Source organism: Martinezella lusitana, from assembly GCF_016901135.1.
In the GTDB taxonomy this organism is placed as follows: domain Bacteria; phylum Pseudomonadota; class Alphaproteobacteria; order Rhizobiales; family Rhizobiaceae; genus Rhizobium; species Rhizobium lusitanum_D.
In genome coordinates, this window is the sequence record NZ_JAFEVL010000003.1 from 62,819 (window position 1) to 89,234 (window position 26,416).

At 60.5% G+C, this 26,416-nt stretch carries 28 protein-coding genes; 11 read left to right on the forward strand and 17 right to left on the reverse strand.

The genetic code is table 11. The features are described 5' to 3' along the window. Positions 1–32: 32 nt before the first annotated feature. From JTP94_RS01055 to JTP94_RS01070, 4 genes are all read left to right on the forward strand, one after another. Entirely contained in the window at positions 33–779 is a 747-nt protein-coding gene (locus tag JTP94_RS01055) for an SDR family NAD(P)-dependent oxidoreductase (RefSeq protein ID WP_204848717.1), read from the forward strand. 64 nt (positions 780–843) lie between these two features. Then, complete coding sequence (locus JTP94_RS01060) at positions 844–1,689, forward strand: alpha/beta fold hydrolase (RefSeq protein WP_204848718.1); 846 nt, start codon at positions 844–846, stop codon at positions 1,687–1,689. A 42-nt stretch (positions 1,690–1,731) separates the two neighbouring features. Then, the gene (locus JTP94_RS01065; protein WP_204848719.1) at positions 1,732–2,133 is read left to right on the forward strand and encodes a DUF427 domain-containing protein; all 402 of its coding nucleotides are present in this window, start codon (positions 1,732–1,734) and stop codon (positions 2,131–2,133) included. 129 nt (positions 2,134–2,262) lie between these two features. Continuing rightward, positions 2,263–3,009, forward strand: a complete 747-nt coding sequence (locus JTP94_RS01070) for an SDR family NAD(P)-dependent oxidoreductase (protein WP_204848720.1) — start codon at positions 2,263–2,265, stop codon at positions 3,007–3,009. A gap of 76 nt (positions 3,010–3,085) precedes the next feature. Here JTP94_RS01070 and JTP94_RS01075 read toward each other — a convergent pair whose 3' ends face one another. Both JTP94_RS01075 and JTP94_RS01080 read right to left on the reverse strand, forming a co-directional pair. After that, positions 3,086–4,045, reverse strand: coding sequence for an SPFH domain-containing protein (locus JTP94_RS01075; RefSeq protein WP_204848721.1), 960 nt, complete (start codon positions 4,043–4,045; stop codon positions 3,086–3,088). A gap of 806 nt (positions 4,046–4,851) precedes the next feature. Beyond that, a complete protein-coding gene (locus JTP94_RS01080; protein WP_204848722.1) occupies positions 4,852–5,040 on the reverse strand; it encodes a hypothetical protein in 189 nt (62 codons plus the stop codon). 407 nt (positions 5,041–5,447) lie between these two features. Between JTP94_RS01080 and JTP94_RS01085 the strand changes: the two genes are divergently transcribed. Then, positions 5,448–6,218: a 2-keto-4-pentenoate hydratase gene (locus tag JTP94_RS01085; RefSeq protein ID WP_204848723.1), complete on the forward strand. Its 771-nt coding sequence runs from the start codon at positions 5,448–5,450 to the stop codon at positions 6,216–6,218. Positions 6,219–6,305: 87 nt separating this feature from the next. Here the strand turns inward: JTP94_RS01085 and JTP94_RS01090 are convergent, their stop codons facing one another. The 3 genes from JTP94_RS01090 to JTP94_RS01100 all read right to left on the reverse strand — a co-directional run bounded on the left by JTP94_RS01090 (position 6,306) and on the right by JTP94_RS01100 (position 9,688). Next, on the reverse strand, positions 6,306–7,175 hold the full coding sequence (locus JTP94_RS01090; protein WP_204848724.1) for a DUF4118 domain-containing protein: 870 nt from the start codon (positions 7,173–7,175) through the stop codon (positions 6,306–6,308). A 612-nt stretch (positions 7,176–7,787) separates the two neighbouring features. Next, on the reverse strand, positions 7,788–8,420 hold the full coding sequence (locus tag JTP94_RS01095) for a PQQ-binding-like beta-propeller repeat protein (protein WP_204848725.1): 633 nt from the start codon (positions 8,418–8,420) through the stop codon (positions 7,788–7,790). 47 nt (positions 8,421–8,467) lie between these two features. Continuing rightward, positions 8,468–9,688: a helix-turn-helix domain-containing protein gene (locus JTP94_RS01100; RefSeq protein ID WP_204848726.1), complete on the reverse strand. Its 1,221-nt coding sequence runs from the start codon at positions 9,686–9,688 to the stop codon at positions 8,468–8,470. Between the two features lie 118 nt (positions 9,689–9,806). On the opposite strand from JTP94_RS01100, the gene JTP94_RS01105 reads away from it, so the two are divergent. Then, the gene (locus JTP94_RS01105) at positions 9,807–10,601 is read left to right on the forward strand and encodes a thioredoxin family protein (RefSeq protein WP_204848727.1); all 795 of its coding nucleotides are present in this window, start codon (positions 9,807–9,809) and stop codon (positions 10,599–10,601) included. A gap of 3 nt (positions 10,602–10,604) precedes the next feature. Next, positions 10,605–10,883: a hypothetical protein gene (locus JTP94_RS01110; RefSeq protein WP_204848728.1), complete on the forward strand. Its 279-nt coding sequence runs from the start codon at positions 10,605–10,607 to the stop codon at positions 10,881–10,883. A gap of 53 nt (positions 10,884–10,936) precedes the next feature. Here JTP94_RS01110 and JTP94_RS01115 read toward each other — a convergent pair whose 3' ends face one another. Beyond that, positions 10,937–11,839, reverse strand: coding sequence for a LysR family transcriptional regulator (locus JTP94_RS01115; RefSeq protein ID WP_204848729.1), 903 nt, complete (start codon positions 11,837–11,839; stop codon positions 10,937–10,939). 178 nt (positions 11,840–12,017) lie between these two features. On the opposite strand from JTP94_RS01115, the gene JTP94_RS01120 reads away from it, so the two are divergent. From JTP94_RS01120 to JTP94_RS01130, 3 genes are all read left to right on the forward strand, one after another. Then, complete coding sequence (locus JTP94_RS01120) at positions 12,018–12,743, forward strand: SDR family NAD(P)-dependent oxidoreductase (protein ID WP_204848730.1); 726 nt, start codon at positions 12,018–12,020, stop codon at positions 12,741–12,743. Further along, positions 12,737–13,225: a RidA family protein gene (locus JTP94_RS01125; RefSeq protein ID WP_204848731.1), complete on the forward strand. Its 489-nt coding sequence runs from the start codon at positions 12,737–12,739 to the stop codon at positions 13,223–13,225. Before JTP94_RS01120 ends, JTP94_RS01125 begins: the two co-directional genes overlap by 7 nt. A 576-nt stretch (positions 13,226–13,801) precedes the next feature. Next, entirely contained in the window at positions 13,802–14,878 is a 1,077-nt protein-coding gene (locus JTP94_RS01130) for a porin (protein WP_204848732.1), read from the forward strand. A 238-nt stretch (positions 14,879–15,116) separates the two neighbouring features. Here the strand turns inward: JTP94_RS01130 and JTP94_RS01135 are convergent, their stop codons facing one another. The 7 genes from JTP94_RS01135 to JTP94_RS01165 all read right to left on the reverse strand — a co-directional run bounded on the left by JTP94_RS01135 (position 15,117) and on the right by JTP94_RS01165 (position 22,504). Further along, positions 15,117–15,533, reverse strand: a complete 417-nt coding sequence (locus JTP94_RS01135) for a DUF3830 family protein (RefSeq protein WP_204848733.1) — start codon at positions 15,531–15,533, stop codon at positions 15,117–15,119. A 46-nt stretch (positions 15,534–15,579) separates the two neighbouring features. Next, positions 15,580–16,308 carry an amino acid ABC transporter ATP-binding protein gene (locus JTP94_RS01140; protein ID WP_092577313.1) on the reverse strand — a complete coding sequence of 243 codons (729 nt, stop codon included), beginning with the start codon at positions 16,306–16,308 and terminating at the stop codon, positions 15,580–15,582. Then, the gene (locus JTP94_RS01145; RefSeq protein ID WP_204848734.1) at positions 16,305–19,226 is read right to left on the reverse strand and encodes an FAD-dependent oxidoreductase; all 2,922 of its coding nucleotides are present in this window, start codon (positions 19,224–19,226) and stop codon (positions 16,305–16,307) included. The genes JTP94_RS01140 and JTP94_RS01145 overlap by 4 nt, the downstream gene beginning before the upstream one ends. A gap of 10 nt (positions 19,227–19,236) precedes the next feature. Continuing rightward, positions 19,237–20,127: a 4-hydroxy-tetrahydrodipicolinate synthase gene (dapA, locus tag JTP94_RS01150; protein ID WP_204848735.1), complete on the reverse strand. Its 891-nt coding sequence runs from the start codon at positions 20,125–20,127 to the stop codon at positions 19,237–19,239. Between the two features lie 16 nt (positions 20,128–20,143). Then, the gene (locus tag JTP94_RS01155; RefSeq protein ID WP_034505757.1) at positions 20,144–20,839 is read right to left on the reverse strand and encodes an amino acid ABC transporter permease; all 696 of its coding nucleotides are present in this window, start codon (positions 20,837–20,839) and stop codon (positions 20,144–20,146) included. 72 nt (positions 20,840–20,911) lie between these two features. Beyond that, the gene (locus JTP94_RS01160; RefSeq protein WP_204848736.1) at positions 20,912–21,748 is read right to left on the reverse strand and encodes an ABC transporter substrate-binding protein; all 837 of its coding nucleotides are present in this window, start codon (positions 21,746–21,748) and stop codon (positions 20,912–20,914) included. Positions 21,749–21,856: 108 nt separating this feature from the next. Next, positions 21,857–22,504 (reverse strand): GntR family transcriptional regulator, encoded by a 648-nt coding sequence (locus tag JTP94_RS01165; protein WP_204848737.1) that lies wholly within the window; start codon positions 22,502–22,504, stop codon positions 21,857–21,859. A 111-nt stretch (positions 22,505–22,615) separates the two neighbouring features. Here JTP94_RS01165 and JTP94_RS01170 point away from each other — a divergent pair, with 111 nt between their 5' ends. Further along, positions 22,616–23,287 (forward strand): GntR family transcriptional regulator, encoded by a 672-nt coding sequence (locus JTP94_RS01170; protein ID WP_204848738.1) that lies wholly within the window; start codon positions 22,616–22,618, stop codon positions 23,285–23,287. A gap of 91 nt (positions 23,288–23,378) precedes the next feature. Here the strand turns inward: JTP94_RS01170 and JTP94_RS01175 are convergent, their stop codons facing one another. From JTP94_RS01175 to JTP94_RS01190, 4 genes are all read right to left on the reverse strand, one after another. Next, complete coding sequence (locus JTP94_RS01175) at positions 23,379–24,170, reverse strand: amino acid ABC transporter ATP-binding protein (RefSeq protein WP_204848739.1); 792 nt, start codon at positions 24,168–24,170, stop codon at positions 23,379–23,381. Next, positions 24,167–24,835 carry an amino acid ABC transporter permease gene (locus tag JTP94_RS01180; RefSeq protein WP_204848740.1) on the reverse strand — a complete coding sequence of 223 codons (669 nt, stop codon included), beginning with the start codon at positions 24,833–24,835 and terminating at the stop codon, positions 24,167–24,169. Before JTP94_RS01180 ends, JTP94_RS01175 begins: the two co-directional genes overlap by 4 nt. Then, positions 24,832–25,473, reverse strand: coding sequence for an amino acid ABC transporter permease (locus JTP94_RS01185; RefSeq protein ID WP_204848741.1), 642 nt, complete (start codon positions 25,471–25,473; stop codon positions 24,832–24,834). The genes JTP94_RS01180 and JTP94_RS01185 overlap by 4 nt, the downstream gene beginning before the upstream one ends. A 98-nt stretch (positions 25,474–25,571) precedes the next feature. Beyond that, a complete protein-coding gene (locus JTP94_RS01190; protein ID WP_204848742.1) occupies positions 25,572–26,399 on the reverse strand; it encodes a transporter substrate-binding domain-containing protein in 828 nt (275 codons plus the stop codon). Positions 26,400–26,416: the final 17 nt, after the last annotated feature.

Below are 26,416 nucleotides of genomic sequence, written 5' to 3' on the forward strand. Positions count from 1 at the left end.
GGGCGAAGGCCATATCTTGAAGGACTGGAAACATGAGTACTCAAGTTGTTTTGATTACCGGTGGACTGACCGGCATCGGGCGTGCAGCCGCTATCGCCTTTGCCAAGAAGGGCGCGAAGGTCGTCGTCGCCGGTCGGCGTGACGAGGCTGGTCGAGCGCTCGTCGAGGAACTGCGCTCCTTCGGTTCGGAGGCCGAGTTCGTTAACGCCGACGTCCGCAAGGAGGAGGATGTCCGCGCCATGGTCGACAAGACCGTCGCCCGGTTCGGCCGTCTCGATGTCGCCGTCAACAATGCCGCCACCGAAGGCGATCGCGGTCTGATCACCGAGCAGACGTCCGAAAGCTTCGCCGCGACGTTTGACACCAACGTTCTCGGCGTGGTCCTGAGCATGAAGCACGAAGTGCGTGCCATGCAGGCGCAGGGGAGCGGCAGCATCATCAACATCTCCTCGACCTATGGTCATGAGGGCGCGGCCGGCGCTTCGATTTACGTCGGCGCCAAACATGCAGTCGAAGGCATCACCAAGTCGGTGGCGCTCGAAGTCGCCAAGTCCGGAATTCGAGTGAATGCCGTCGCGCCCGGCCCCACCGACACCGGCATGCTCACGCGCTTCACGGAGACGGCGGAGAACAAGGCGGTTCTTGCGGGGCAAGTCCCGCTGGGTCGGCTCGGCCTTTCCGAAGAGGTCGCCGACGGCATCGTCTTCATGGGGTCGGATGAGGCGAGGTTCGTCACGGGTCACGTCCTCAACGTCGACGGCGGGCACAGCGCCAACTGATCCTGCCAGGCGCGGAGCAAATCTCCGCGCCTGATTTCGGCCGATAAACACCAAGGGACAACCAATGACCCAGCATAGTCACGAGACCGCACCGACACAGTTCATCGAGGCCGACGGCATCCGCTTCGCTTACCGCCGCTTCGGCACCGGGAGCGGTGTCCCGCTGGTCTTTTTCCAGCACTTCATGGGCAACCTCGACGATCATGATCCGGCGCTGACCGACGCGTTCGCCGCCGACCGCGCGGTCATCCTCTTCAACAATGCCGGGGTCGCCTCTTCCACTGGCACCACCCCGAACACGATCGAACAAGCGGCACGCGATGCGGCGACGTTCATCGACGCCCTCCGCCTCAAGACAGTCGACCTGCTGGCCCATTCGATGGGCGGCATAATAGCCCAGCAGCTTGCACTAGACCGGCCCGAGCTGGCGCGCCGCCTCGTTCTGGTCGGCACCGCGCCACGCGGTGGCGTCGGCCTCGGCGCAATGGCGCCGGAAACGCGGGCGCTGTTCTTCCAGACCTATGAGCATCAGGAGGAGATGTGGCTGCCGATCCTGTTTGCCCCATCAGAGAGCAGCCAAGCTGCGGGTCGCGCCTATCTGGCACGCATGATGGCCCGCAAAGACCGCGACGCCGAGGTCTCGATGGAGACGGTCCAAGCCCAAGCCACCGCCATCGCGGCATACGGAGCACAGAAGGACGAGACCTACGCCCACCTGAAGGACCTGCACCAGCCGACCCTGGTCGTCAACGGCGACAACGACATCATCATCCCCACAATCAACTCCTATCTGCTGCAGCAGCATCTCCCCAATGCGCAGCTCATCCTCTACCCCGACGCCAATCATGGCGCCCACCACCAGTATCCCGAGCTGTTTGCCCAGCACACCAAGCTCTTCCTCGACGCGTGACGTCGAAAAAGGAGCCGGGCGCCGCATCCAAGGATTGAAGCCATGTCAGACCAAGCAGAGCCAAAGACGAAGACCATCAAGATCCCCGGCCGGGACCACCCGATCACGATCGAGCGCAATGCCCATCGTGTCGTCGTCAAGGTCGCAGGACGCGTTATCGCCGATACGCAGGGCGCATTGACACTGCGCGAGGCAGGTTATGCGGCCGTGCACTACATTCCGCGCAAGGACGTGGACATGACGCTGCTTGAGCGGACGGATCACGCCACCTACTGCCCTTACAAGGGTGATTGCGCCTATTACAGCATCCCGGCCGGAGGCGAACGTTCGCTCAACGCTGTCTGGACCTACGAGACGCCTTACACCGCAGTCGCCGCAATCAAGGATCACCTCGCGTTCTACCCCGACCGCGTCGATTCGATCGAGGAACCGGCAAGCGACTAGCCGCTCTCGGACCAGCCGGCCGGGCCAAGGCCCGGCGATTGACCGACCAGATACCGCCGCGAATCCTCGCGTCGGCAAACCCCTTGCTGCGCCCCGATGCAGGTTCTCGGACCGGAAGGACACCAAATCATGATCATGCTCACGGGAAAAACCGCCCTCGTCACCGGCGCTTCGCGCGGCATCGGCCGCTCCAGTGCCCTCGCCTTGGCAAAGGTCGGCGCCCAGGTGCTCGTGCATTATGGGCAAGGGAAGGCGGAAGCTCAGCTCGTCATCGAGGAGATCCGCAAGGCCGGCGGTCGCGCCGAGACAGTCACCGCCGATCTGGCCACCGCTGAAGGCCCAAACAAGCTTGCCCAGCAGGTTCGCGCCATCGTCGGCGCTCGACTGGACATCCTGGTTGCCAATGCGGGCATCTCGAAAGCTGCGACCATCGAGGAGACAACGATAGAGGATTTCGACCGGTTGTTTGCCGTTAATGTGCGCGCGCCGTTCTTCCTTGTTCAACAACTTCTGCCGATCATGTGCCAGGGAAGCAGCATCACACTTCTGTCCTCGCTCGCGGCCCATGCTTCGGTCGGCACGCTCTCCGCTTATGCGGCGACCAAGGGCGCGGTCGACACACTCGTCAGGCACTTCGCCGCGGCACTCGGTCCGCGCGGCGTCCGCGTCAACGCGGTCGCGCCCGGCGTCGTCCAAACCGACATGTCGAACTTCACCAAAACCGAGACGGGCCGCGACGTCACACTCGGCATGCAGGCACTCAAGCGCCTGGCCGAACCGGATGACATCGGCGGTGTCGTCGCCTTCCTCGCCTCGGATGAGGCACGCTGGATCACCGGCGACATCCTGCATGTCGACGGCGGCTCCAAGCTCTGAACTTCAAGAGCCCGATGAGGGAGGAAGGCATGGCAAACCACATCGCGGATTGACCTCAGTCAAATGCACCAATACCTCATTTTGGGGCATTCTCCGGGCTGGGTCGACTTTGATCCGTTGGCGGCAGGTTGAGCATCGTCAGTGGATTCGATCCGCTCCCCAGCATCGTAGCGGGCATCATCCCGTTCCAACGGTGTGCCGTCTCATAGGCGACGACACCAGGGTTGGAAGCGACGGCGGAGCCAACCTGCTGTATGATCTTGGCTTGAGCCTCCCCCGTCAGCATGGTCGCCTGTGCTGCGCCTTCAGCCTGCAAGATCGAGGCTTCGCGCTGGGCATGCGCCTGAGCAATCTGTGCTTCCGCCTCGCCGTTGGCTTGCGCGATGCGTACGGCAGCAGCTGCGGCGGCTTGCACCTTGGCCTGCTCTCCTTCGTACTGGACCTTCGTCACCGTATTCTCCGCACGAATGGCATCGTTTTTGGCTTGGACGGCGGCCTCAACCGAAGCCTGGAAGCTCGGGCTATAGGTGATGCTGCTGAGTTGCAGGTCGGTGATTTCCAGCCCGAAGATACTGTTCAGCGCCTCGGTAACGTTCTTGGTGATCTGGGCGGTGATCTGTTCGCGATTGGCGGAAATGCTGACAGTGCTCTGCGTAGCGAAGACGCGAAGCACCCTATCGGAGAGAATCGGTCTGATGTTCTCGGTTATATCAACGTCTCCCGCCCGGCCGACCTGGTAGAGCAATTTCAAGACGGCGGCCGCAGGGATTCTATAGGAGACCCCGAGGCTGACGGTGACCGCCTGGTTGTCGATCGTGTAGACGGTGAGGTTGCTGAGATTGAGAGTGTCAAGACTTGTCTGGATGGTATCGACCACATCGACAAAGGGCAGCTTGAAATGCAGGCCGGGGCCTACGGGCTTGTCGGTGACAACCGTTCCGAAACGCCGCACGCCCGCCATTTCCGTTGGTTCGACCACATAGAAGCTGCTGAGCAGGAGAGCTACGATCGCGACGATGGCGACACCCCCCACCACTAAAAGCCGTGCTAGCCCAGGCGGCAATTGCGGCAATTGCGGAGTCCTAATTGGTTGCTGAGGGGCCGACCCCCAAGGTCCTCTTTCGTTTGGCACGACTTAATCCTTTACATATATAAGCGTATGTTCTTTCTAAAAGCTTGAATGCGCCTATTTCCGGAAGGATAAAAGTGAATTTAGTAAATTTAATATGCATTTTATAAAATAAGTCTTCGTCTTTATACATTATTTATATTGGCGTTATTTTTTTCTATAGAATATTGATATTCGCATCATCGCCTAATAATCTTCATCTTTACGTTCGACGAGGATTGCTCCACGGCTGCCATTCCGCTCTCTATTGAGATCGACCCGGGCGGTCCGTCGCGAATGGCGGGTGGGATAGCGGGATATCCAATTGGCCCTTTCCCAAGGGCGCTGCTTAATCCGAACAATATACGAGGTCTGGCAGGACGATCCATTCGCCGGCCCGAAGGGATTCCACATCAAGACGTCCGTTACCGTCTCGATGTGCCAATCCTGCAAATCGATATCTATGGCCGGTGGCATCGATTACGATGTCTCGTATCGGTCGGCCCGCAAGATAGCCGACAACTGCTCCGTCAAACCGCGGATTGCCCAGGACAAAATATTCAAAAGGTAGATTTCGGCTCACCATTGGATGTGGCTCCCCATTTCAACAATATAATCCGCGCAGGCTGACGCTGACACCTATTCGTCCAAGCAGGGACTAGACCCTGTTCCCGCTTTCTTTGAGTTTTTGATCAACGTCGTAAGCGGTGTTCTTGGATTGCTCTTCGGCGAGATTAGCCGGTGTGATCGCGGGCCAGCTTGGCTTCGAGTGGGTTCTTTTGCCCCGCCGGGACGATTTGATTTCTACCAGGAAGGGCTTGGTCTGAGGCTTCATGAAATTCCCCCAAAGGCAGCAGCTGCGGCCATATGATGGTGGTGATGAAAGTTTCGCAGGCCCATGCCGTCGACAGCGTCGTTGGCATCGGTCGCGGCTTCCGCATCAGGGTGAGGTATACCGGAGCAGATAGGATTTCCATTGCGGAAGGCTGGAGATTGCATAGGAATCTCATAGGAATGGCGCGGTCCCCATGCCGCCAAAGCCGGGGATTGGGATCGTTGACGGACCGCCGGCACATTGAAATTTTACCGGTGTCGGTACAACACGACCGGATAGCCATGGACGATCTTTAGCTCTGGCGCGTGTTCGAAGTCTCCGGATTGTGCAGGCGACTGCTTCGCCAGTTTTCGCCTATGAGATTTTGATGGTCCGACGCCCATTGTCGAATGGAACGCTTATCCGTACATCCCCAGATACCTTCCCTGAACACCGGAATGAACAGCGAGCGTGATTTTCCTTGGCTCGTCAACAGCACCGGTTCAGGAGGTGAAGATGTATTTCGAACTGATCGATTCCACTGCCGCTATCCTCGCGAAGAGCCGCCGGCATGAAACCTGCTGCGATCTCCCGCTGGACATGATTTCATCAAAGGCCGAGGCCCTTGAGATACAGACGGCTGCCCTTGAAGTGCTCGGCTTTAGCCGCAGCGGCTACTCCATCGTCGGGACAAGCGAGGCAAGCAGAAAGTTTCTCGGGATCGGAAAGCCGATCTATTCAGCTATTCCTGCAAATGCCTTTTACGCCAGCGGATCCGTTCTTCGGCTGCCGCCCGGTATGATTGGCGCGCAATGCGAACTGGCATTCACCATGCTTCGGCAGTTTCCCGATGCGGATGAGGACATCAATATCGAGAACGCGGCCCTGGCAGTGCTTGGCTGCCAGCCCGCTATCGGCTTGCTCGGTCGCCGAACGAACTTTCCGCACATGGGCGAGATCGCCGCAACCGCCGACTTTGGCCTGCATGTTGCGACGATATGCGGACCCTATGCCGATACAAAGGATATGCTGAGCCTCGATGCGGTCGATGTGAATGCATTCCTGTTCAAGCGCACCATGGTCAGCGGCTCCGCAAGCTGCATCTTCGGCCATCCTCTTGAAGCGATTGGTTGGCTGGCCAAGCAGCTCTCAGAAAATGGCCGTTCGCTCCAGGCCGGCGATGTCGTCACCACCGGTTCCTGCACGACAATCCTCGAGGTCAAACCCGGCCAACACCTGGCCGCCGAATTCGGCGCCATCGGCCAGATCGAATGTTTCTTCGAATGATCCACCATCCGCTATGAGTCGAATTCGACAAGCCGCCGGATGAACATGGGGACAGCTCAGTCCCTGGGCAGTTTGGCAAAGACTGGTTCAGCGGGCCGTCCGAAGATCACCCGAAGTTCGGAAGCGCTGGCGGTCGAGAGCCAAGCCGAGAAGGCCTCCAACGACCTCGACGAGAATCCCGGGCCTTGGCGGGCGCTCTTGCGGATCGAATGCCAGACCGATGACGGCCTGCGGCCCGAGCGACGTCGCAACGGGCCAGAAGTCGAAGCGAGAGGCGTCGAACGGATACACCTCCGCCGGGACGAACTGCCGCGTCGTCAGCGAAGATTGCGCCGCTTCCATCTCCACCTCGCCGAGCTCGACTTTGCCGCGTCTTTCGACGAAATCCACCGTGGTCTCAGATGCAAACCCGATGACGACGGACGTGTGGAAGAGCGCTTCAAGAGCGGTGGCGGCAACGGAGATCATTCCCCTCGTATCTTCGGTTGCGACGATGTCTCGGCTGCAGGCCTGCAGAACCGCCGCCTGCCGCGTGAGGAGCGACGCATCATCTGCCCTTCGCCGGGCAGTCGAGGCTACGGCGCTCGCAATACATCCGACAACGAATAGCAGCGCAATCGCCCATATGTTCGCCGGATCGTCGACGGCCAACGAGTAGCGCGGCTCGGTCAAAAAGAAGTTATAGGCGAGAGCGCCTAGGACTGCTGAAAGGAGGGACGGCCCCAGCCCAAAAGCGACTGCAGCTACAACAACGGGAACGACGTAAATAAGCGAGAGGTTCGGGATGGTTACTTCGTGGTCAACCCCGACGGCCACGACCGTCGCAATGGCGACCATGACGAACACAGCAATGTATTGCACCGCGATCGACGTGCTTGGGAACCGCAAAGCCTGAAACGGGTCTGGAGCGTTAAACGACGTTCCATCGCTCGGCGAGGTTACTTTATCAATGCTCATCACGATACCTCCTTATGCCGCTTACCGCCATGAGGGCCATCCGGCGATGAGCTGGAAAGGGCTTCGAATGTTCGTATCCGAACCGCATCGAGGCCGGCGATTTCCGTACCGAGCCAAGTCGGCCGTCAATTACGGTGTTCCATTCTCAGCAGACCTGCGACCATCGCGATAAATCTTAATTTAGAAATGGAGAAAACAATATAAGAATTCCATTCGTGTACCGACCCTTAGATATAAAGATCGCAAACATACGCTGATGCGCTTGGGGCGCGGCGATCCTGATCGAGCACCAGCCCTCGGCCGGGCTCAGCCGATTTGGTCTTCGGTCGTTTCAGGACGGATGGCTCGCCAGAGCGTAAGGTTGCTCTCGATGCCTGGGGATGAACGCCGTGATCACAGGCGCAACCTCGCCCTTCCTGTCGGCAATGGCGAGGTCGGACGTCGTCACTGTCATTTCGCAGCGCGGGCGGCCTCTGCGCGATGCGCGTTCGCCGTGGCTATCGGCGCCCTCCACGGCAGCTCAAAGGCGCAGACGAAGCGATGTGCCCAGCGTGACCGCTTTGCCATCGATACAAATACGCACGTACGCGCAGAAACGCTGCAGCATATCCTTCAACGCGGGCGGCGGATCGCCCGCACCTTGCCGCTGCCGCCACCGCCAGCGAAGAAGAGGTCCCCGCCGTTGGATTCGAGGCCAGAGACGCCGGTGCCCTCAGGCATTTCCAGCCGTTCCAGCACTTCGCCCGTTATCGGATCGATGCGGCGAACGTCGCTTTCGTCGCCGTCCCAGGTGCCGTGCCACAACTCGCCATCGACCCATGTGACACCGGTAACGATACGGTTGGATTCGATGGTGCGCCTGATAGCACCGGTTTCGGGGTCGATCTCGTGGATCTTGCGGCCGCGATGCTGGCCCACCCACAGGCTTCCCTCGCACCAGGCAAGGCCCGAATCGCCACCCTTGCCGGGCGCGGGAATGGTGGAGAGCACCTTTCCGGTCTCGGGGTCGATCTTATGAATCAGGTCCTCGGCGATCTGGTAGAGATAGCGCCCGTCGAAAGCGGTGCCCGCATGCGAGGCGACGTCGATCGAGCGCACCTGCATACCGCTCTCCGGGTCCAGGGCGTGCAGCTTTTCGCCGGAGGCGAACCAGACATGCCGGCCGTCGAACGTCACGCCGTTTACACGGGGCGCATTCTCGAAGGGGCCATATTCGCGAAGGACCTCAGCTTGAGACTTTTTCATTGTATCCATCCTCCGGTCAGCATCTGTTGAATTCGGCAGCTCCAACCCTAGTCGCTCGGCAGCGGTCCCGGGAGTAACAATGTTGTCGGGAAGCCGACGACCGGCGGCATCATCCAGCGACAAGCGCGGCCATTGCCGATACTTTGCACCCGCCCGGTGGCCGCCAGTGCATCGAGCGCCCGCTGCACCGTGCGCGGGCTTGTGGCCAGCGCGATCGCCAGCGCCGAACTCGACCAGGATTCGCCGTCGGTGAGCAGGGCAAGCAGGAAGGCATGTTCCGCCTCGACAGGTGGCGCCAGCACAACGATATCGCGTTTTCCATGCGGCGTAAGCGCAAAGCCGTGCGTCGTCGCGCCAATATCGGCAAATGGCTCCAACGCGGTGCGCAGCCTCCCAATTTCCACCCTGAGCCGCGCCCTGTGGGATTCGTCGGCATGGCGGGCGCGGAAAGCACGGGAAAGCAGCACGGCACGCGGCGCGTCCGCCGGAGCAGCCTCTGCAAGCGCCCGCGCCAGTGTAAAGAGCACCGGCCGGCTCGCCAAAGACACGACTTCACCGCCGCTGCGCACGACATTGCGGCAGGCATCGACGACCAGCGCTCCGGAGGACAGCAGGGCTTCCACCTCGCCGAGCGAAAGCAGGCGCTCCCTACCCTGTGCGATCAGCCGGGCCGCTGGTGCGTCGAGAACGTGCGCGGCGTCGCGCACTTCGATCGTGAGCGCGGGAATGCCGGCCTTGCGTGCCGCCTCCGCGGCTCGCGCCAGGGCACCACGGGCCGGCTCGGTGCGAAGGCGGCGGATGGCGATACCGGCAACTGCAAGCTCGTGGCTTGCCCTTGCGGCCGGCGGTAGTGGCGAGGGATCAAGTTTCGCGAGCAGTCGTTCGGCCTCGTCGAGATGGCCGATCAGCAGCAGGCGGCGTATCTGCAGGTTGCGGGCATGGGCGGCATTGATGCGGTCGCCATGCTTGTCGAGGACGGCCCGCGCCGTCTCCAGCGCCTTTTCCGGCCAACCGAGATCTCGCGAGACGAGGGCAATCTCCGCCTCGGCCACGACGCAACGGGCGCGGGCCACCGCCTCGCGAGGGCCGAAGGCGCGCGCGGCGCTCTTCAGCAGCGTCTTGGCGCGGACTAGATCGCCGAGCTGCGCCATGGCAATGCCGCGAAGCGCCAGCGCCGGTGCATCGTCGCGCAGCGCCACGCGTTTCAGCGCACCCAGCGGATCGCCTGATGCAAGCGCCTGTGCGGCCGCGACGATCAGCGAGTCCATCGAAATCCCGTCACACTTGTAACTCCCACCCGTCCGGCTTCCAGCCGTAAGTTATTCCCCATCGGCCGGCAAGATGCCGCGCCGGAGAGACAAACCTAGCAGACACAGGAGATGAACCATGACGATGCACAGAACAGGAACGCGTAAGGAGTGGCTTTCGGCACGGCTTTCCCTGCTGGAACAGGAAAAGGAGCTGACGAGGCGCAGCGATGAAATTGCCGCGAGCCGCCAGCAGTTGCCCTGGGTGAGGGTGGAAAAGGACTATCGGCTCGAAACCGAGGATGGCACGGTTCCGCTCTCGGCGCTCTTCAAGGGGCGTTCCCAGCTTCTCGTCTATCACTTCATGTTCGGGCCGGACTACACGGCCGGCTGCCCATCCTGCTCGTCGATCGCCGACGGCTTCAACGGCTTTGCCGTGCACCTTGAAAACCATGACGTCGCCTTTTCCGCGGTATCCCGGGGACCGCTTGAGAAACTGCGGGAATTTAAGCGCCGCATGGGCTGGACCTTCGACTGGGCCTCGTCGGCCAACAGCGACTTCAACCACGATTTCAATGTCTGGTTCACGCCGGAGGAGCAGCGCGACGGCAGCATCGAATACAATTACCGCCGCGAGCCGCCGATGCCCGAGCCGCTCGCGGGCAAGACGGTGCAGCAGTGGGAGTTGCGCGGCAGCGAAGGCCCGGTCGCGCAGATCGCCTCGATGACGGGAACGGATGTCGCGACCTACACGCGCGACCGGCCGGGTGTCAGCGCCTTCGTGATGCAGGATGGGGAGATCTATCACACCTATTCGTCCTATGCCCGCGGGCTAGACGGCCTCTGGGGCATGTATCAGTGGCTCGACCGGGCACCGCTCGGCCGCAACGAAACCGGTGTCTGGTGGCGCCATCACGACCGCTACGGAGCGTAGCCGATGTCCAGATTGTCTGAAATCCACGAAAGGGCCGGCGCGCGTGCCGCCGGCCTGCTGCAATATGCGGGTATCGGTCGCTGGCTTCAGCTGGCCGCCGCGCCAACCTTCGCCGCCATGGCGCTACTAACTGCCCGCGATGGCGCAGCCGACATGATCTGCTCGGCGCAAGGCGGCTCGATGTTTGGCGGAATGGCGCCGATGTACCTGCTGATGAGCCTGTTCCATGCCGGACCCTGGCTGAGGCTTCTTGCAAGAGAAGAGAGTGCGCGCGGCCCCTGAGTGAACCTCCGCCTTGCTGCTCGAGCCAATCAATCCGACTATCGGAACAAGGGTCACCGCAGCGGAATCCAAAGCGGGCTCTTCCAGGCCTTCAACGCATCGAGAAAGACTTGCAGCTTCGATGGCAGGAAGCGCCGCGTCTGATAAACCGCGTGCACGAAGATTTCGGGCGAGGACCAATCCGGCAGGACGCGGACGAGTTCGCCGCGTTCGATCCGGTCGTCACAATAGTTCGAGGGTAGTAGGCCTATGCCGTGGCCCTTGTAAGTAAATGCGCTTACTGACTGGAAATCGCGGCTCGCGATCGGTCCCGATACCTGCACCTTCGCCGATTTGCGGCCGTTGACCAGATGCCATTCGGTTTCGTTGTTGCGGCCATTCAACAGGACGCATTGATGCTCTCGCAAATCCTCGGGTTTGGTGGGTAGGGCACGACCCTGCAGATAGGTCGGCGTCGCGACCAGATAACGGACGCTCTTGCCGATGCGCTGCGCAATGATCGTCGAATCCTGCAATTCTCCGAAACGGATGGCGAGATCGACATTCTCGGCGATCAGGTCGAGAAACGTATTGGTGATGAAGAGATCGACCTGGATGCGTGGATAGTTTTTCAGAAATGCGGAAATGAAATCGTAGAAGGGTTCCTGCCCTAGGACGACTGGCACGGAAATCCGAAGCAGGCCCTCCGGCTGTCGCTGTGACTGAATGAGCACCCGCTCGGCGTCGTGGAGATGGCTGAGCGGCTCGCTGCATTGATTGTAGTAGGCACGCCCCTGCGCCGTGAGGTTCAATTTGCGTGTCGTCCGCTGCAGGAGCGTCACGCCCAATTGCTCCTCGAGCGCGGTTACCCTGCGGCTCACTGTCGAGACCGGCATGCCGAGCGCATGGGCGGCCCGGCTGAAGCTCTCGAGCTGCGCTACTTTCACGAAAACAGCGATATCATTCAGATCGGTCATGCCACGATTTTTGCATAAATGAAAAATTGATTCCAGATATTTCCATCTAATCGCGTAAAGCCCAAGTGGGCATATTTCCCTTCACGAGAGCAAACCAACCACCTCGTCCCCTCTCGATCGGTCCGCTCTTCGGGCCGAAGCATGGCGATGAGGTCGCTTCGTGAAACGGAGAACGACAATGCAAACAGAAAAAACAGTACTGATTACCGGTGCCTCGCAGGGCATTGGTGCCGGCCTTGCCAATGCCTTCCTCGACCGAGGCTATAATGTTGTCGCGACATCGCGACGGGTCAGTGAAACCGGCGAGATCAAGGCCTCCGACAGGCTGGCCCGTGTTGACGGCGACATCGGCGATCCCGCCACAGCCCAACGCGTCGTCGAGACCGCGCTCACCCGCTTCGGGACGATCGACGCTCTGGTCAACAATGCCGGGATTTTCTTCACCAAGCCGTTCATCGACTACACCATCGAGGATTATCGCAAGCTGTCCTCGACGAATCTGGAGGGCTTTCTGCATCTGACCCAATTGGTCGTGCGCCAGATGTTGATGCAGAAGACCGGCGGCAGTATCGTCAGCATCACCACGCCTTTGGTTGACCACCCGATCGCCGGCATCAACGCTTCCGTCGCGATGGCCACCAAGGGCGGTATCGAGGCGCTCTCCAAGAACATTGCCCTCGAATATGCAAAGGAGGGAATTCGCGTGAACACAGTGGCGCCCGGCGTCGTCGACACGCCGCTTCACAAGGACAACCCGAAGGATTTCCTCAAGACGATGTCACCTATGCCTGGCATTTCCAACGTCCAGGAAATCGCCGATGCCGTCCTCTTCCTGACCGAGGCTCCACGCATTACCGGGGAGGTGCTGCACGTCGACGGCGGCGCACATTTGGGAAAATGGTAAGCTCCGAAAAGCCGCCGGCCGCTGGCGCAGAACAGCGGCTGAAGGATCTTGGCATCGCGCTTCCTCCGCCTCCGACGCCGTTCGGCGCCTATGTGGAGGCGGTGAAGATCGGAAAGCTGTTGTTCCTGAGCGGGATGCTGCCGGTCATTGACCGCAAGCCGCAATATGTCGGACGCGTTGGCGGCGAACTATCCGCTAAAGATGGACGCAAGGCGGCCGAGATCGCCACCCTAAGTGCACTCGCCGCCATCAAGGAACATCTCGGTTCGCTCGACAAAGTGACAGGTGTCGCCAAGCTCGGCGTCTATATTGCGACGGAAGGCGATTTCCGGGATCATCCGAAAGTCGCTGATGGGGCGTCCGAGCTTCTCCTCAAGGTCTTCGGCACGGAGATGCTGTCGGGCCGGATCGTCCTCGGAGTGGCCAGCGTGCCCCTCGGTATGCCGGTTGAAGTCGAGCTCGTGCTCGAGGTCGCGGAGTGAAACACCGCGCCCTGGTCCGGTCTGCCGGCCGGGGCGCTTCACATCCGTCCCCACGACACCCCTATGGTTGCTTCCTGCATGCTGAAAACTCGAGGCGACGATGACGGAACAACCTGTCCGTGACGTCGGCATCCAACCAGCCCGCTTCCCAGTCTCGCCGCTCGCGACACTCAACCACGTCGCTCTGCGACGTGTTTGGCGCCAATTGACGTTACGGTTTAGGGGCGATTGATTCATACAAAATACGGTGAGCGAATACCAATTAAGACTTATAGAAGTATATCCGACGATTACATACGTTTATCAAATATTTTTCTATTAATACTTATAATATTCAAGAATGTATTATGTTTATACTTTTTATTTCTGCGTGATGCAGTTACGCATCTACCACCTATTGATATGAAGAGATTACAGAGCATGACCGAAATATTGGATTTCGGCGCGTGCATTTCCCTCTCTATCGTGTGCGTGGGGGGCCGTCGGCTTCCAATCAAGGGGGAACAGCCGGATCAATGAACATAGCGGGTGGTCGCCAGCGTCGTTCCGATCAGGCAAAGCGATTGGAGAAAACTAATGAATATCAAGAGCCTTCTTCTCGGCTCCGCTGCTGCACTGGCAGCAGTATCCGGTGCTCACGCGGCTGACGCTGTCGTCGCTGCTGAGCCGGAGCAGCTCGAATATGTTCGCATCTGCGACGCTTACGGCGCCGGCTACTTCTTCATCCCGGGCACCGAAACCTGCCTCAAGATCGGCGGCAAGGTTCGTACGGAGGGTCAATGGTACAGCGCGTATGACCCGAACGCCCGTTTCGGCACGCTCTGGCACACCCGCGCCGAGCTGCAGCTGCAGACCGCGACGGACACCGAATACGGTCCGCTGAGGACCAACACCGAACTCCGTTGGGACTGGGACGACGGTGGTTCGACGTTCACCAACCTGCTGCACGCCAGCATCAGCCTCGGTGGTTTCACCGTTGGTAAGGAAGACTCGCAGTTCAACGTCTTCACCGGTTATGCCGGCGACGTCATCAACGACGACGTTGTTTATGATGGTCCGTACGAACTCAACCAGATCACCTACAACTACGACGCAGGCAACGGCTTCACGGCTGTGATCTCCGTCGAAGATACCAATTCCGGTCCGGGCGCTACCGGCTTCAACGGCGAGGACAGCTCCGACCATTATGCTCCCGACGTTGTTGCCGGTGCTGGTTTCAGGTCTGGCGCATGGGGCTTCAAGGTCGTCGGCGGCTATGACTCCATCGTCGAAGAAGGCGCCATCAAGGCTCGCGTCGATGCTGACTTCGGTGTCTTCTCGGCCTTCTTGATGGGTGGCTGGAACACCGATGGCGACAAGCTGAACAAGTATGCCGGCACCAACACCGGGGGCGCTTGCCCGGCTGATCGTCCGGCGCTGTGCGGCTGGGGTGACTGGGCACTTTGGGGCGGCGTTGGCGTTCCGATCAACGAAAAGCTGAAGTGGAATCTCCAGCTCGCCTACACCGACTCGAAGATCTTCGCCGCGACCACGAACGTTAAGTGGTACGCGGTCAGGAACCTGCTCATCGAGCCGGAGCTCTCCTACACCAGCTGGGATTCGATCAATCAGGACCAGTGGGCTGGCATTCTCCGCTTCGAGCGCAGTTTCTAATCCAATCTGATCTGAAATAGGCCTCCGATCAGAAAAGAGAGGAAGGCTCGGTTCCTACCGAGCCTTCTTTCCGTCCAGGAAAGCTTGAGTCTGGGCTCAATCCCTCCGCCGACCCGGGGACCGGGTTTCGCTCGTGGTAGAGCAACTCCAGGAAAAGTGCGCAGCGGTTTTCCGTCCGGAATTGCGTAAAAACAATAACATAGAGCGGTTAAGCGATTCCGTGAAACGCGCAGCCGCTCTAGTCGGAAATTTGTTCGAACCTGATGTGCTGCGCTCCTTCCCAAAGCACCAGACGACCCAATTCAGCAAGCTTGTCGAAGTTGGAAGTCACCGTGATGAAGTGATTGCCGGCGAGCTGACCCATTTTCGACGAGAAATCGACGCCGCCATAGGCAAGCAGGATTTCGGTTTCGCTAATGCCGCCCGGATAGAGAATGATGTGCCCTGGCGCCGGATGGCTCGTGTGGTTTTCGTATCCAACGCCGAAGTCGAGATCGCCGAGAGGAATCCAGACGCCCTCGCCCGACCAGCGGACATGCACGATCTGGCCTTCGAACGGCATCTGCCTCAGGAAGGCTTCGCAAGTCTTAGGCGCCTTCGCGGTTTCAAGCACGGCATCGAATTCGAAGGGGCCAGCGGTAATCTTCAGTTTCATTAGGTTTCTCTCTTTGCTTAGGAAATGTCGTAAGTCGGTCCCGCCCTCAGTGCTGCAGGATCTTTCCGAGGAATGCTTCTGTCCTCGGATTGTGCTTGCCGGCGAAGAATTCCTCGCTCGGGCGGTCCTCGACGATCTCGCCCTGGTCGATGAAGATCACGCGGGTCGCGACGCGGCGGGCAAAGCCCATTTCATGGGTAACGACCATCATCGTCATGCCGTCTTTCGCAAGGCCGGTCATGACATCGAGCACTTCCGAAATCATCTCCGGATCGAGCGCCGAGGTCGGCTCATCGAAGAGCATCGCCAAGGGGTCCATGGCGAGCGCCCGCGCAATGGCGACGCGCTGCTGCTGGCCGCCGGAAAGCTGGCTCGGATATTTGTTGGCGTGATCGGCCAGCTCGACGCGATCGAGAAGTTGCATGGCCTTTGTCTTCGCGATCGTCTCGCTGCGCCCGAGCACGATCTTCTGCGCCAGCATGAGATTGTCGATGATGGTCAGGTGCGCGAAGAGCTCGAAATTCTGAAAGACCATGCCGATGCGTGTGCGCAGGTTCGGCAGATCCGTCTTCGGATCTCCCACTTCGATCCCGTGGACGCGAATGGAGCCCTTCTGGAAAGGCTCCAGACCGTTCACGCATTTGATCAGCGTCGACTTGCCGGAACCGGACGGGCCGCAAACCACGACGACCTCGCCGCGATCGACCTTGACCGTGCAATTCTTCAGGACTTCGTAGTTGCCGTAGAATTTGGAGACGCCACTGATTTCGATCATGAGCGACCTTTCGCGAAACGAGTGATGGAAAACGGTTGCAGCGCCCTGCCGGTCTCCCGGCCGAGGACGAGCTGCGCGGTCAACTGGCCGACGATCGGGCCGAGCGTGTAGCCGTTCGATGTGACGGCGCTGAAATAGCCGGGCTGCGACGGATGCTCGCCGAGGATCGGCGCGCCGTCGATGTTGATGTTCATCGCCGCCCAACTGCGGATGACATGAAGCTTGCGCAGCGCCGGGACCACATGCTGGGCAACCCAAAGATTGCCCTCAAGGCTCGATAGCAGCGGCCTTGGATGCTGGTGTACGCGGTCGAGGCCGGCCGTCCAGCCGCCGCCGATGATGAAATTGCCGTTCGCCGCCTGCTTCAGGGTCAGGTGACGATCGGCATGGGCGACGAGGCAGGAGATCAGGGGCGCAGCAGCCTCTGTCACCACCATCTGCAGCGGCGCGCCGAAGACGGGAATATCGAGACCAAGCATCGATCCGATGCGCGACGAGAAGGCGCCGGCAGCATTGACGATGCGCTTTGCCCTGATGATGCCGCGTGACGTGGTGACCTCGAAGCCGGCTGGACCTGGCACGATGTCGATAACCTCGCATGTTTCGAAGATGCGGGCACCTTTCGCCCGTGCCGCTTCAAGAATGTGCTGGGTTGCGACCAGTGGATTGATCTTGCCTTCCTGCGAACAATAGGCGGCGCCGACAAAATCCGGCGACAAGGCCGGTTCCAGCGCCCGCAACTCTTCTTGGCCAATCAGCCTGCAATCAATGCCGGCCCGCTGCTCGACACCGACTTTCTCGGCAAGGAAGCGCATATGCGCCTCGGTCTCGGCGACCATCAACCCGCCCGTCACCTTCATTTCGAAGTCGCAGCCGAGTTCATCTTGCAGCGCTGCCCAAAGGGCGATGGAATCGCGTTGCAGCGGCAGCGTCTGCGCGGCCGCACTGCCGCCGCCTTCGGCGCGCGCGCCGTGATCGAAGGAGAGAAGCTGCGCATGCAGGCTGCCGGCATTGCCGCCCGAGGCCAGCGAGTTCGGAAAAGCGCGCTCCAATACCGTGACCTCTTCGCCTTCGCGGGCGAGAAAGAGGGCGGTCGACAAACCGGCAATTCCCGCGCCGATCACCAGCGTCGATGTCTGCGACAACGGCAGCGGTTCGCGGCTTTCCAGTGGTGGCCTCTCCGGCAGCAGCGCGCGCTTGTGGCCACCCCATTCCGGCTTTTCAACCGCGAGTGCTGCGAGCGGCACTGGCCGCAATGGCATTTGCGGCGCCAGAAAACCGCGCGTCTCTCCAGATGTGCGTTTCTCCCCCGCGACGGCCGCGATCGCGTGGCCGCAATAGCGGCTCTGACAGCGCCCCATCCCGGCACGGGATAACCGCTTCAGCGTCGCTATATCCTTGGCGCTGTGCTCGCCAAGCGCCCGCAGCGTGCCATAGGTCACGCCTTCGCAGCGACAGATGACGGTGTGATCAGGCGGCGTATGACTGCCTGCCGGACGAGCCGGTTTGAAAGCCGTCCAGAGCGCGGCTTGAAAAGCCCTGTGTCGCGCAAGCCTGCGTTCAGCGCCAGGATCGGGCGCGACGCCGAAGCCCAATTTGCGCGCCACGGCAATCCCGGCGAGCCTGCCTTGCGCCAGAGCGATATGCGCGCCGCCGAAGCGGGCGGCTTCTCCGATCACATGCACATGCGGAAGCGTCGTCTCGCCATCGTCCTTGCGGATGATGGCAAGGTTTCCATCGATGACTTCATGGCCGCAACCGAGTAGTCGGGAAAGCTCGTTCGATGAAGCGAAATCGCCGCCGACGAGAACGGTATCGACCTCAAGCCTGGTCCTACCATTCGGTCCAGTGATGTTGACCATTTCGACAGCGGCCGTCCCATCTATCGCAACAATGCTGCTTTCCCACAGGATCGAAATGCCGGCAGCGCGCAAAGCCGCGAGCTGCCGAACACCGACCAGTGCAAGCGCTCTGTCAGCCACCAGAAGCTGCAGCGCCGCCAGAGGCTGCTTCCACGGCGCCGGAGCGGATTCCACCAGAGCGACCACGGAGCCCCCAGCCTTGTGGATCTCATTGGCGACCTGGATGTTGAGTGGGCCGTTGCCGGCAATGACGATCCGACCGGCGGGCACTGTGCCATAGCTTCTGAGCAGCGTCTGTGCCGCGCCTGCCGTCATGACGCCGGGTCGCGTCCAGCCGGGAATGGCTGGTGGACGTTCGTAGGCGCCCGTCGCGATGACGATCATTCGCGGCTTGCAATAGAAGGCCCCTTGTGGACCATAGCAGGCAATCCTTGCACCGCTCTCGTCATTCTCCGCGCCCCAGACGACCGTACCGGCCATCATCGATACGCCAGCAGCTTGCACGCGACTGATCAGGTCGGCTCCCGATTGGGCCTGCTCGTCGCCGACAAGATGCAATGCCGCCTTCGATGTCGAGGGCTGCTTGAAATATTGCCCGCCGGCGATGGCGCGCTCGTCGACGAGCGTCACGCTCGCCCCGGCCGCCGCGGCGACCTCGGCAGCGGCAAGACCTGCCGGTCCCGCCCCGATCACCAACACGTCCATCTCGATGTATGGGATCGACGCCGGCACGTCGCAGAGGTCGGCAAAGTCGCCTGCCGCGAGCGACGGCCTCGAGGATGGCCGATCGACCCGCATGCCGTCCTTGACCGATGTCATGCAGGCGCGCTGGCTGACCTTGCCGTCAACCGTGACGAGGCAATCGTGACACGCGCCCATGCCGCAGAAGAGACCGCGCGCCTCCCCCTTGAGACCGCGGGAAAAATCATGCCGCCCGCCCGCCTCGATTGCGGCTGCAATCGTCATCCCGCTTTCGGCATGCAGAGCCGCGCCGTCGAGGAAGAACTCGACGCGCGTTTCCGATCCGGAATGCGAGATTGCAAGGGAGGCGGACATTGATCGATCCTCAGGCGCTGAATGTCAGACCGAAGTCCGAAACCAGCTTTTTCATGGCTGCATCCTGTGCAGGCGGCAACGGCAGGCGCGGCGGCCGGGGCGTTCCGGCGGCAAAGCCCATATGCGTCAGCAGCGACTTCGAACCGGCAACATAGGCCTGCCCACCCACGGCCTGGATGATCGGCAGCCACTTCAGGTAAAGAGCGCGCGCCTCATCGATCTTCTTCTCATCCGCGACGAGCTCGAAAATGCGAGCCATCGGTCCCGGCGCCACGTTCGAAGCGACGGCAACCCAGCCCTCAGCCCCCATCACGAAGGATTCAAATCCGAGGATACCACCGAAAACGGTCATATTCTCTCCCGCCAGGCGGATGATGTCACGCACCCGCGTCACTTCGAGGGTCGATTCCTTGATGTAGTCGCAGCCTTTGATCTCGGCGATGCGCTTCACCAGCTCCGGCTTCAGATCGACATTGGCCGTCGCCGGGTTGTTGTAGACCATGATTGGAATGGAAATAGCGGATGCGACCGTGCGATAGTGATGAACGAGTTCGTCATCCGTCGGCGTGGAATAGAATGGCGGGATGATCATGACGCCATCAGCGCCCATGGTCTCGGCCTTGAGGCTGAGACGGACACATTCGCGCGTGTCTTCCGCCCCGGTCCCGATCAGCACCGGAACGCGGCCGGCGACGGTTTCGATCACCGTCCTTGCCACCCCGTCGCGTTCCTCTTCGCTCAGCGACAGGAACTCGCCGGTCGAGCCGAGCGGGATGAGACCATGTATGCCCTCGCGCACCTGCCAATCGGTGAAGGCGGCGAGCGCCTTAAGGTCCACGGCGCCGGTCGCATCCAGCGGCGTGATCATCACGGTATAGACACCGCGAAATTTCCTAGTCATGTAAAGTATCCTGGTTCTAGCGCTTTTCGGTGATGGAAAGCCGGGAGTTGGTGGCTTGACCGAAGCGCTTCTCGATATGGTTCTGGAAGAAATCCCAGAGCGTGGTCAGAAGGAGGTAGTAGATGGCCGCCACCGCGAAGAGCTCCAGCACCATGAAGCGTTCCTGGATGAGGACCTGGGTACGCCTCAGAAGCTCCTCCATGGAGATGACCGAGGTCACGGAGGTCGTCTTCAGCAGGCCGTTGACAGAGTTTCCAAGCGGCGGAATGATCACCTTGAAGGCTTGCGGCATGACGATGTGGCGCATGATCTGCCGTTCCGTCATCCCGAGCGCCCGGGCCGCGCGAGCCTGCCCTTCCGGAACCGCCTCGATGCCGGCGCGGATGATTTCCGCAAGATAGGCGGCTTCGTTGAGCGCAAGCCCGATCAGGGCCGCCTCGACCACGGTGAAGCGAATGCCGAACTGCGGCAGCGCTGTGTAGATGGCGATGAGCTGGACGAGCAACGGCGTGCCGCGGAACAACCAGATATAGGTCTTGGCGAGGATCTTGGCCGACCGGAAGGGTGATCGCCGCATCAGAGCAAGGGCAAATCCGAGGATAAGACCCGCTGTCAGCGACACGACGGTCAGCCATATGGTCGTCAGGACCCCGCCGAGAATGAAGGGATTAAACAGGTATCCGAAGAAACCCGACCAGCTCCAAAGCGTCATGAACGTAGCTTTCTGCTCAAGGCGAGCGCGGCAGACCCGCGCATCGCCATTCCGATGGACCGATCGATCCGATCAGCGGCCAGGGCCCTTAACGGAATAATCACCGGACACCATAGGCAATCCGTACTTGTCGAACAGCGCCTTCAACGATCCGTCGGCCTTCATTGCCTTGAGCGTCGCCGATACGGCATCGGCAAGGGCCGGGCTTTTGAAGGCGACGGCGACCGGTGCGGGATAGAGGCCGCTCAGCGCACGCTTGAAGTCGCCGCGTGCATCATATTCCTTGGCGACGGCATCGATCGACACCACGCCGTCGACCTGCCCGGCACGCAGAGCCTGGTAAGCAAGCGCAAAATTGTCGAAGGTCTGGATCGTCAAGCCCTGCTTGCCGGCATCGCGCAATTCCTTGTCGAGCAGGCGCGTCTTGGTTTCCTCGAAGCCGCCGATCTCGACACCAATAGTCATGCCGGAGAGATCGTCCTTGCTGGCAACCTTCTTGGTGGAATTCGGCGCGATCGACACGCTGATCGCCTGGTCTTCATAGGGGATCATCTGCATGATCTTGGCGCGTTCTTCGGTGAAGAAGATACCGGTGTTGATCATGTCCCAGCGACCGGCCTGCAGGCCAGGCACCATCGCGGAGAACTCGATACGGACATATTCCGGCTCAAGGCAGAGACGCTTGGCGATCTCCGTGCCGAGTTCGACGCGCATGCCCTTCAGCTCGCCGCTGGAGTCGATGAACTGCAGGGGCGGCAGCGTCGGATTGGTCGACATGACGAGCTTGCCCGGCGTGATCAACTCGCCGGCCGCAACTTTCGGCGTGCAGGATTGGGCAAGGGCGAGCGATGTCGTCAGGGCTAGGAATGAGGCGGCAAGAACGCCGCGGGACAATTGAATTCGGAACATGATGACCTCTGGAGTTGTTTTTATTGGTGTCCCAAAGTTTGCATTCATCTGGGATCCCACTTTTATACAAAGTTTTGCCGCTGACGCAAGAGCTGTCGCGAAAGCCTATCAGTAATTTGTGAGAACACCTTGTCGGACCGCATCGAGATGACGGGCCATTGCCTGTCGCGCCGCCTCGGGATCGCCCGCCGACAAAGCGGTGAGGATTGCCCGATGCTCGGCGATGCCGGGCTTTGCCCGGATCACTGCCATCTGCCTTTCGAAGATCGTGGTATAGCGCCGCATCTCGCCGATCGTGGCGGCCATGAAGGAATTGCCGCTCTCATTGGCGATGGACATATGCAGAGCATCATCAAACTGCCAGACGAGTTCCTGATCCGGGTCCGGATCTGCTTCGATCGCATCGAGCATTGCGGAAAGCGACGTCAACGTCTCCACCAGCATATGAGGCGCCGCCGCGGCCGCGGCGCTCGGCTCGAGCAGCATTCGCATCGACAGACTGTCGAGATAGTCCTTCAGCGTGATGACCCGGACGCAAAGCACTCCCTTGTCGTTGCGGACCAGCAACCCCTCCCCCTCGAGACGGCCGAGTGCGTGCCGCATCGGCGAGCGCGATACCGCGTGCTTGGTCGCAAGCCGCCTTTGCTGAACCACCGATCCGCCGGCGAGCCGGGCCGAAAGAATATCGGCTAGGAGCAGGCGATAGGTCTCCTCCGCAAGGCTTTCGTCTTCAGCGTCGTTCAAGCGATCGTCCATAAGTCCCCTTTTTCGTTATTTGCGAGTTCGGCTATCATATGTAACACCAACCTACAGGAAGAAAGTGCGTCGTTGCACGGTCGCGCCCTCGACACGCGAAATGAGGTAAAGGTGACAGATATTTCAATCTTGCCGGATACGCAGCCAGCGGGCACACAGCACAATCTTGCCTCGCTGACCTACAAGGCCGTGTCCGACATGATTCGCCATCGCCGCTTGAAAGGCGGACAGGTCATTGTCGAAGCAAGGCTCGCCGAAGCCCTCGGCATTTCCCGGACGCCCCTGCGGGAAGCCCTGCAGCGGCTCGAGGGCGAGGGATTGGTGCGCAAGGGCGATGGCCGCAATTACGTGGTTCGCCGGGTTGATATCGGAGAATACCTGCAGAGCCTGAAGCTTCGGTTGCTGATCGAGCCCGAGGCCGCTGTGCTGGCAATCCCCAATATTCCGCGCCGGCAGTTGATCGCCGTCAGGCACGAGATCCATGAGCTTCTCGATGCAACGGCCTATCACACCGATGCGCACTGGGTCTCCGACGACAACCTGCACAATCTCATCATCGACCACTGCGCCAACGCGGTCATGGCCAAGGTACTGCGGGAGCTACGCGCCACCACACGCCTGTTCGAAATCGACCGGTTGAAGGATCGGCTGAAGCCCGATTCAACCGAGCACCTCGTCATCATCGAGGCTCTGGAGCGCGGCGATGCGGAACAAACGCGGTCTGCGGTTGCGGTTCATATCGAAAGCCTGATCAGCTTTGCGAGAGAACAATTGGAATGGTGATCCAAGACGCGCGGAACTGCCTGATCAGGCGGCCTGGAGATAGGCGACTTGGCTCCGTGTTTGCGCCGATGCCCACGGGATCCTCGACAAGTTAAAGCAGCATCGAGGCGCCGCGATCGAGATAGGTATCGAGGAACTGCTCAAGACGCGGATTTCTCGGCTTCTTGAAGACCTCCTGCGGCGGCCCGGTGAACAATACCTTGCCGTGGTCGAGGAAGATGATCTGCTGGCCGACCGTCGCGGCGAAACCTATCTCGTGCGAGACGACAACCATGGTCATGCCCTCGGCCGCCAGATCTCGCATGACGTTCAGGACCTCGCCCGTCAGTTCCGGATCGAGTGATGAGGTCGGCTCGTCGAACAGCATGATCTTCGGCTTCAACGCCAGGGCACGGGCGATCGCCACGCGCTGCTGCTGTCCGCCCGACAGCTGCGAGGGATAGTGCCCTGCCCGCGCTTCCAGTCCCACTTTGACGAGTTGCGCCATCGCCGCATCCTCGGCCGCTTTCCGGCTCATCTTGTGAACCGTTTTTAGCGCCTCGCTGACATTGCCGAGCGCGGTCATATGAGGCCAGAGATTGAACTGCTGGAACACCATGCCGATCTGGGCGCGGATCGCACGGTTGGCCGCGGCCGAAATGCGCTCGCGCCGTCCTTGAGAATCCTCGGTGAAACCGAGCACCTCGCCGTTGATGGAGATCGTCCCGCGCGTAGCCTCCTCGAGAAAAGCCATGCAGCGCAAAAGCGTGCTCTTGCCGGAGCCGGATGGGCCGATAAGGCAGGAAACCTGCCCCGGCTCGATGGCAAGATCGATGCCATGAAGGACCGTGGTCTCTCCGAAAGTCTTGACGAGATTGCTGACTGCGATCGCGGGGACGCTCATGCGCTGAAAAACCTGAATCTGGAAAGTTTCGTTTCGGCAAGATTGCCAAGCCAGCCGGTGAGTTCGACGAGTACCCAATAGAAGAGCGCCAGCGCGGAAAGAGCTTCGACGAAGGCATATTGCTGCGATCCGATCGCGCTCAGCGTTGCCGTCAGCTCCGGCACGGTGATGATGGACAGGACCGCCGTCTCCTTCATCAGGATGACCACCATGTTCACGGATGGCGGCAGCACCAGCATCGTCATTTCCGGCAATAGAATGCGCCTGACGATCTGCCCTCGCGTCAGGCCGACGCATTCGCCGGCCTCGATATGACCCTTCGGCACCGCCTGGAAGCCCGAGCGGAAGATCTCGCTGAAATAGGCCGCGCCGTAGATCGAAATGCCGATCAACCCGGCGGGCAAGGGATCGAGCTCAAGGCCGACGAAGGGGCCGCCGTAATAGACCAGGAAGATCTGGATGAGAAACGGCGTGCCGCGCAGCACGGCGACGATGGCGCCGAGCGCCTTGTAGACCAGCATGCCGCCATATTGCCGGGCGACTGCCATCAGGAAGCCGATGATGGCTGCGGCGATGGTGCCCAGGATCCAGATCATGATCGTCACGCCCGCACCGCTGACGATGGCCGGCCACTGTCCGATGAGCACATTGATATCGAAGGTCATCGCGGCACCCCGGGCAATCTGCTTTCGATCAGGCCGCCGGCAAGCGCCACCAACCAGTTGATGACGAGATAGATGAGGCCGGCGGATGCGAAGAGCTGCAGCGGCAGGAAGGTGCTGCCCGCCAGGTCCTGCGCCATGCGCGTCAGTTCGACGATACCGACGACGGAGACCAGCGACGACGCCTTCAGAATGAGGATCGCCTCGTTGACGAGAGCGGGAAATGTGAGGCGCAGGGCGATCGGAACCTTGATGCGGCGGAAGATCTGGCGCGGCGTCAGGCCGACCATCTCCGCCGATTCCACAAGGCCCAGAGGCACACTGGCAAAGCCGCCGCGCAGGTTCTCGGCCTGATAGGCTGCCGTGCAGAGCGACAGGCCGATGACCGCGGCGACGATGCTCGGCACATTGATGCCGATGCCCGGAAGCAGATTGTAGATCAGCAGCAGTTGCACCAGCAGCGGTACGCCGCGAAAGAAGCTGATGAAAATCTGGGCAGGTCGCACAAAGAGACCGCGCCCCGACAACAGCATTCCCGAAAGGAGGATCGCAATCGCAAAGCCGATGAGGATCGACACGACGCTAATCGTCACCGTGTAGATCGATGCCTGCAGAAGCAACTCGAAGAGCTTGATGGACATTGTTCAGATTTCGCCCGCTTGACGGCCAGGAAGATGCGGTCGCATGCCTCGGCCATGCCCCGACATTGCCGTGGGCATGGCCGATTTCCGGTGGCTGATCAGAATGCCGGGTCCTTGACAGAATCCGGGGTGTCGAAGCTTGCGCCGAACCACTTCTTCTGCAGCGTTGCCATGCGCCCGTCAGCCTTGATCTTCAGCATGGCGGCATCGATCGCATCCATCAGCGGCGCATGATCGGCGTCCTTCAGGCCGATAAAGCCGAAATAGGATTTCTTGCCGAAGGGCGGCAGCACGACTTCAAACGTGCCTTCACGCTGCTTGGCGACGAAAGCAATATTCGGCAGCGAGTTGGCAACACCGGCGATGCGGCCGGCCGCGAGGTCTGCATAGGATTCCGTAAAGGCCGGATATTCGCGAATGTCGACCTTGGTCGGCAGAGTTTCGGAAAACTCCTTGAGCTGATCGAGCTGGGCGGTCGCCTTGCCGACGCCGATCTTTTTGCCGGCAATATCTTCCGGCTTGTTGATCGTCTTGTCACCGGCCTTTTTCAGGATGGCGATCGTTGCCTCGGCAAGCGGCGGCGTGAAGCGATAGCGCTCCATGCGCTTCTTGGTAATCGTCGCCGGACCTGCGACAACATCGAACTTGCCGGCTTCGAGCGCCGGGAAGACGCCATCCCACGGCAGCGTGACCCATTCGATCTTCACGCCGAGTTCCTTGCCGATCTCAGCGAAGAGATCGACGTTCAGGCCGACATGTTCGCCGGCATCGATGAAATCGAAGGGTGCAAAGGCCGTCTCGGTGCCGACCTTCAAGGTGCCGGCGGCCTTTACGGCGGCAAGCGTGTCGGCCGCATGGGCGGAAATCGTCGCGCCAAACAAGAATGCGGCGCCGACCAGCCCCTTCAGAAGCGAATTCTTCCTCATGTTTTTCTCTCCAGTTT

Excerpts from the sequence above, each read along its gene's own strand:
- JTP94_RS01055 (WP_204848717.1), top strand. The coding sequence starts at position 33 with ATGAGTACTCAAGTTGTTTTGATTACCGGTGGACTGACCGGCATCGGG.
- JTP94_RS01060 (WP_204848718.1), top strand. The coding sequence starts at position 844 with ATGACCCAGCATAGTCACGAGACCGCACCGACACAGTTCATCGAGGCC.
- JTP94_RS01065 (WP_204848719.1), top strand. The coding sequence starts at position 1,732 with ATGTCAGACCAAGCAGAGCCAAAGACGAAGACCATCAAGATCCCCGGC.
- JTP94_RS01070 (WP_204848720.1), top strand. The coding sequence starts at position 2,263 with ATGATCATGCTCACGGGAAAAACCGCCCTCGTCACCGGCGCTTCGCGC.
- JTP94_RS01080 (WP_204848722.1), bottom strand. The coding sequence starts at position 5,040 with ATGCCAACGACGCTGTCGACGGCATGGGCCTGCGAAACTTTCATCACC.
- JTP94_RS01085 (WP_204848723.1), top strand. The coding sequence starts at position 5,448 with ATGTATTTCGAACTGATCGATTCCACTGCCGCTATCCTCGCGAAGAGC.
- JTP94_RS01090 (WP_204848724.1), bottom strand. The coding sequence starts at position 7,175 with ATGAGCATTGATAAAGTAACCTCGCCGAGCGATGGAACGTCGTTTAAC.
- JTP94_RS01095 (WP_204848725.1), bottom strand. The coding sequence starts at position 8,420 with ATGAAAAAGTCTCAAGCTGAGGTCCTTCGCGAATATGGCCCCTTCGAG.
- JTP94_RS01100 (WP_204848726.1), bottom strand. The coding sequence starts at position 9,688 with ATGGACTCGCTGATCGTCGCGGCCGCACAGGCGCTTGCATCAGGCGAT.
- JTP94_RS01105 (WP_204848727.1), top strand. The coding sequence starts at position 9,807 with ATGACGATGCACAGAACAGGAACGCGTAAGGAGTGGCTTTCGGCACGG.
- JTP94_RS01110 (WP_204848728.1), top strand. The coding sequence starts at position 10,605 with ATGTCCAGATTGTCTGAAATCCACGAAAGGGCCGGCGCGCGTGCCGCC.
- JTP94_RS01115 (WP_204848729.1), bottom strand. The coding sequence starts at position 11,839 with ATGACCGATCTGAATGATATCGCTGTTTTCGTGAAAGTAGCGCAGCTC.
- JTP94_RS01120 (WP_204848730.1), top strand. The coding sequence starts at position 12,018 with ATGCAAACAGAAAAAACAGTACTGATTACCGGTGCCTCGCAGGGCATT.
- JTP94_RS01125 (WP_204848731.1), top strand. The coding sequence starts at position 12,737 with ATGGTAAGCTCCGAAAAGCCGCCGGCCGCTGGCGCAGAACAGCGGCTG.
- JTP94_RS01130 (WP_204848732.1), top strand. The coding sequence starts at position 13,802 with ATGAATATCAAGAGCCTTCTTCTCGGCTCCGCTGCTGCACTGGCAGCA.
- JTP94_RS01135 (WP_204848733.1), bottom strand. The coding sequence starts at position 15,533 with ATGAAACTGAAGATTACCGCTGGCCCCTTCGAATTCGATGCCGTGCTT.
- JTP94_RS01140 (WP_092577313.1), bottom strand. The coding sequence starts at position 16,308 with ATGATCGAAATCAGTGGCGTCTCCAAATTCTACGGCAACTACGAAGTC.
- JTP94_RS01145 (WP_204848734.1), bottom strand. The coding sequence starts at position 19,226 with ATGTCCGCCTCCCTTGCAATCTCGCATTCCGGATCGGAAACGCGCGTC.
- dapA (WP_204848735.1), bottom strand. The coding sequence starts at position 20,127 with ATGACTAGGAAATTTCGCGGTGTCTATACCGTGATGATCACGCCGCTG.
- JTP94_RS01155 (WP_034505757.1), bottom strand. The coding sequence starts at position 20,839 with ATGACGCTTTGGAGCTGGTCGGGTTTCTTCGGATACCTGTTTAATCCC.
- JTP94_RS01160 (WP_204848736.1), bottom strand. The coding sequence starts at position 21,748 with ATGTTCCGAATTCAATTGTCCCGCGGCGTTCTTGCCGCCTCATTCCTA.
- JTP94_RS01165 (WP_204848737.1), bottom strand. The coding sequence starts at position 22,504 with ATGGACGATCGCTTGAACGACGCTGAAGACGAAAGCCTTGCGGAGGAG.
- JTP94_RS01175 (WP_204848739.1), bottom strand. The coding sequence starts at position 24,170 with ATGAGCGTCCCCGCGATCGCAGTCAGCAATCTCGTCAAGACTTTCGGA.
- JTP94_RS01180 (WP_204848740.1), bottom strand. The coding sequence starts at position 24,835 with ATGACCTTCGATATCAATGTGCTCATCGGACAGTGGCCGGCCATCGTC.
- JTP94_RS01185 (WP_204848741.1), bottom strand. The coding sequence starts at position 25,473 with ATGTCCATCAAGCTCTTCGAGTTGCTTCTGCAGGCATCGATCTACACG.
- JTP94_RS01190 (WP_204848742.1), bottom strand. The coding sequence starts at position 26,399 with ATGAGGAAGAATTCGCTTCTGAAGGGGCTGGTCGGCGCCGCATTCTTG.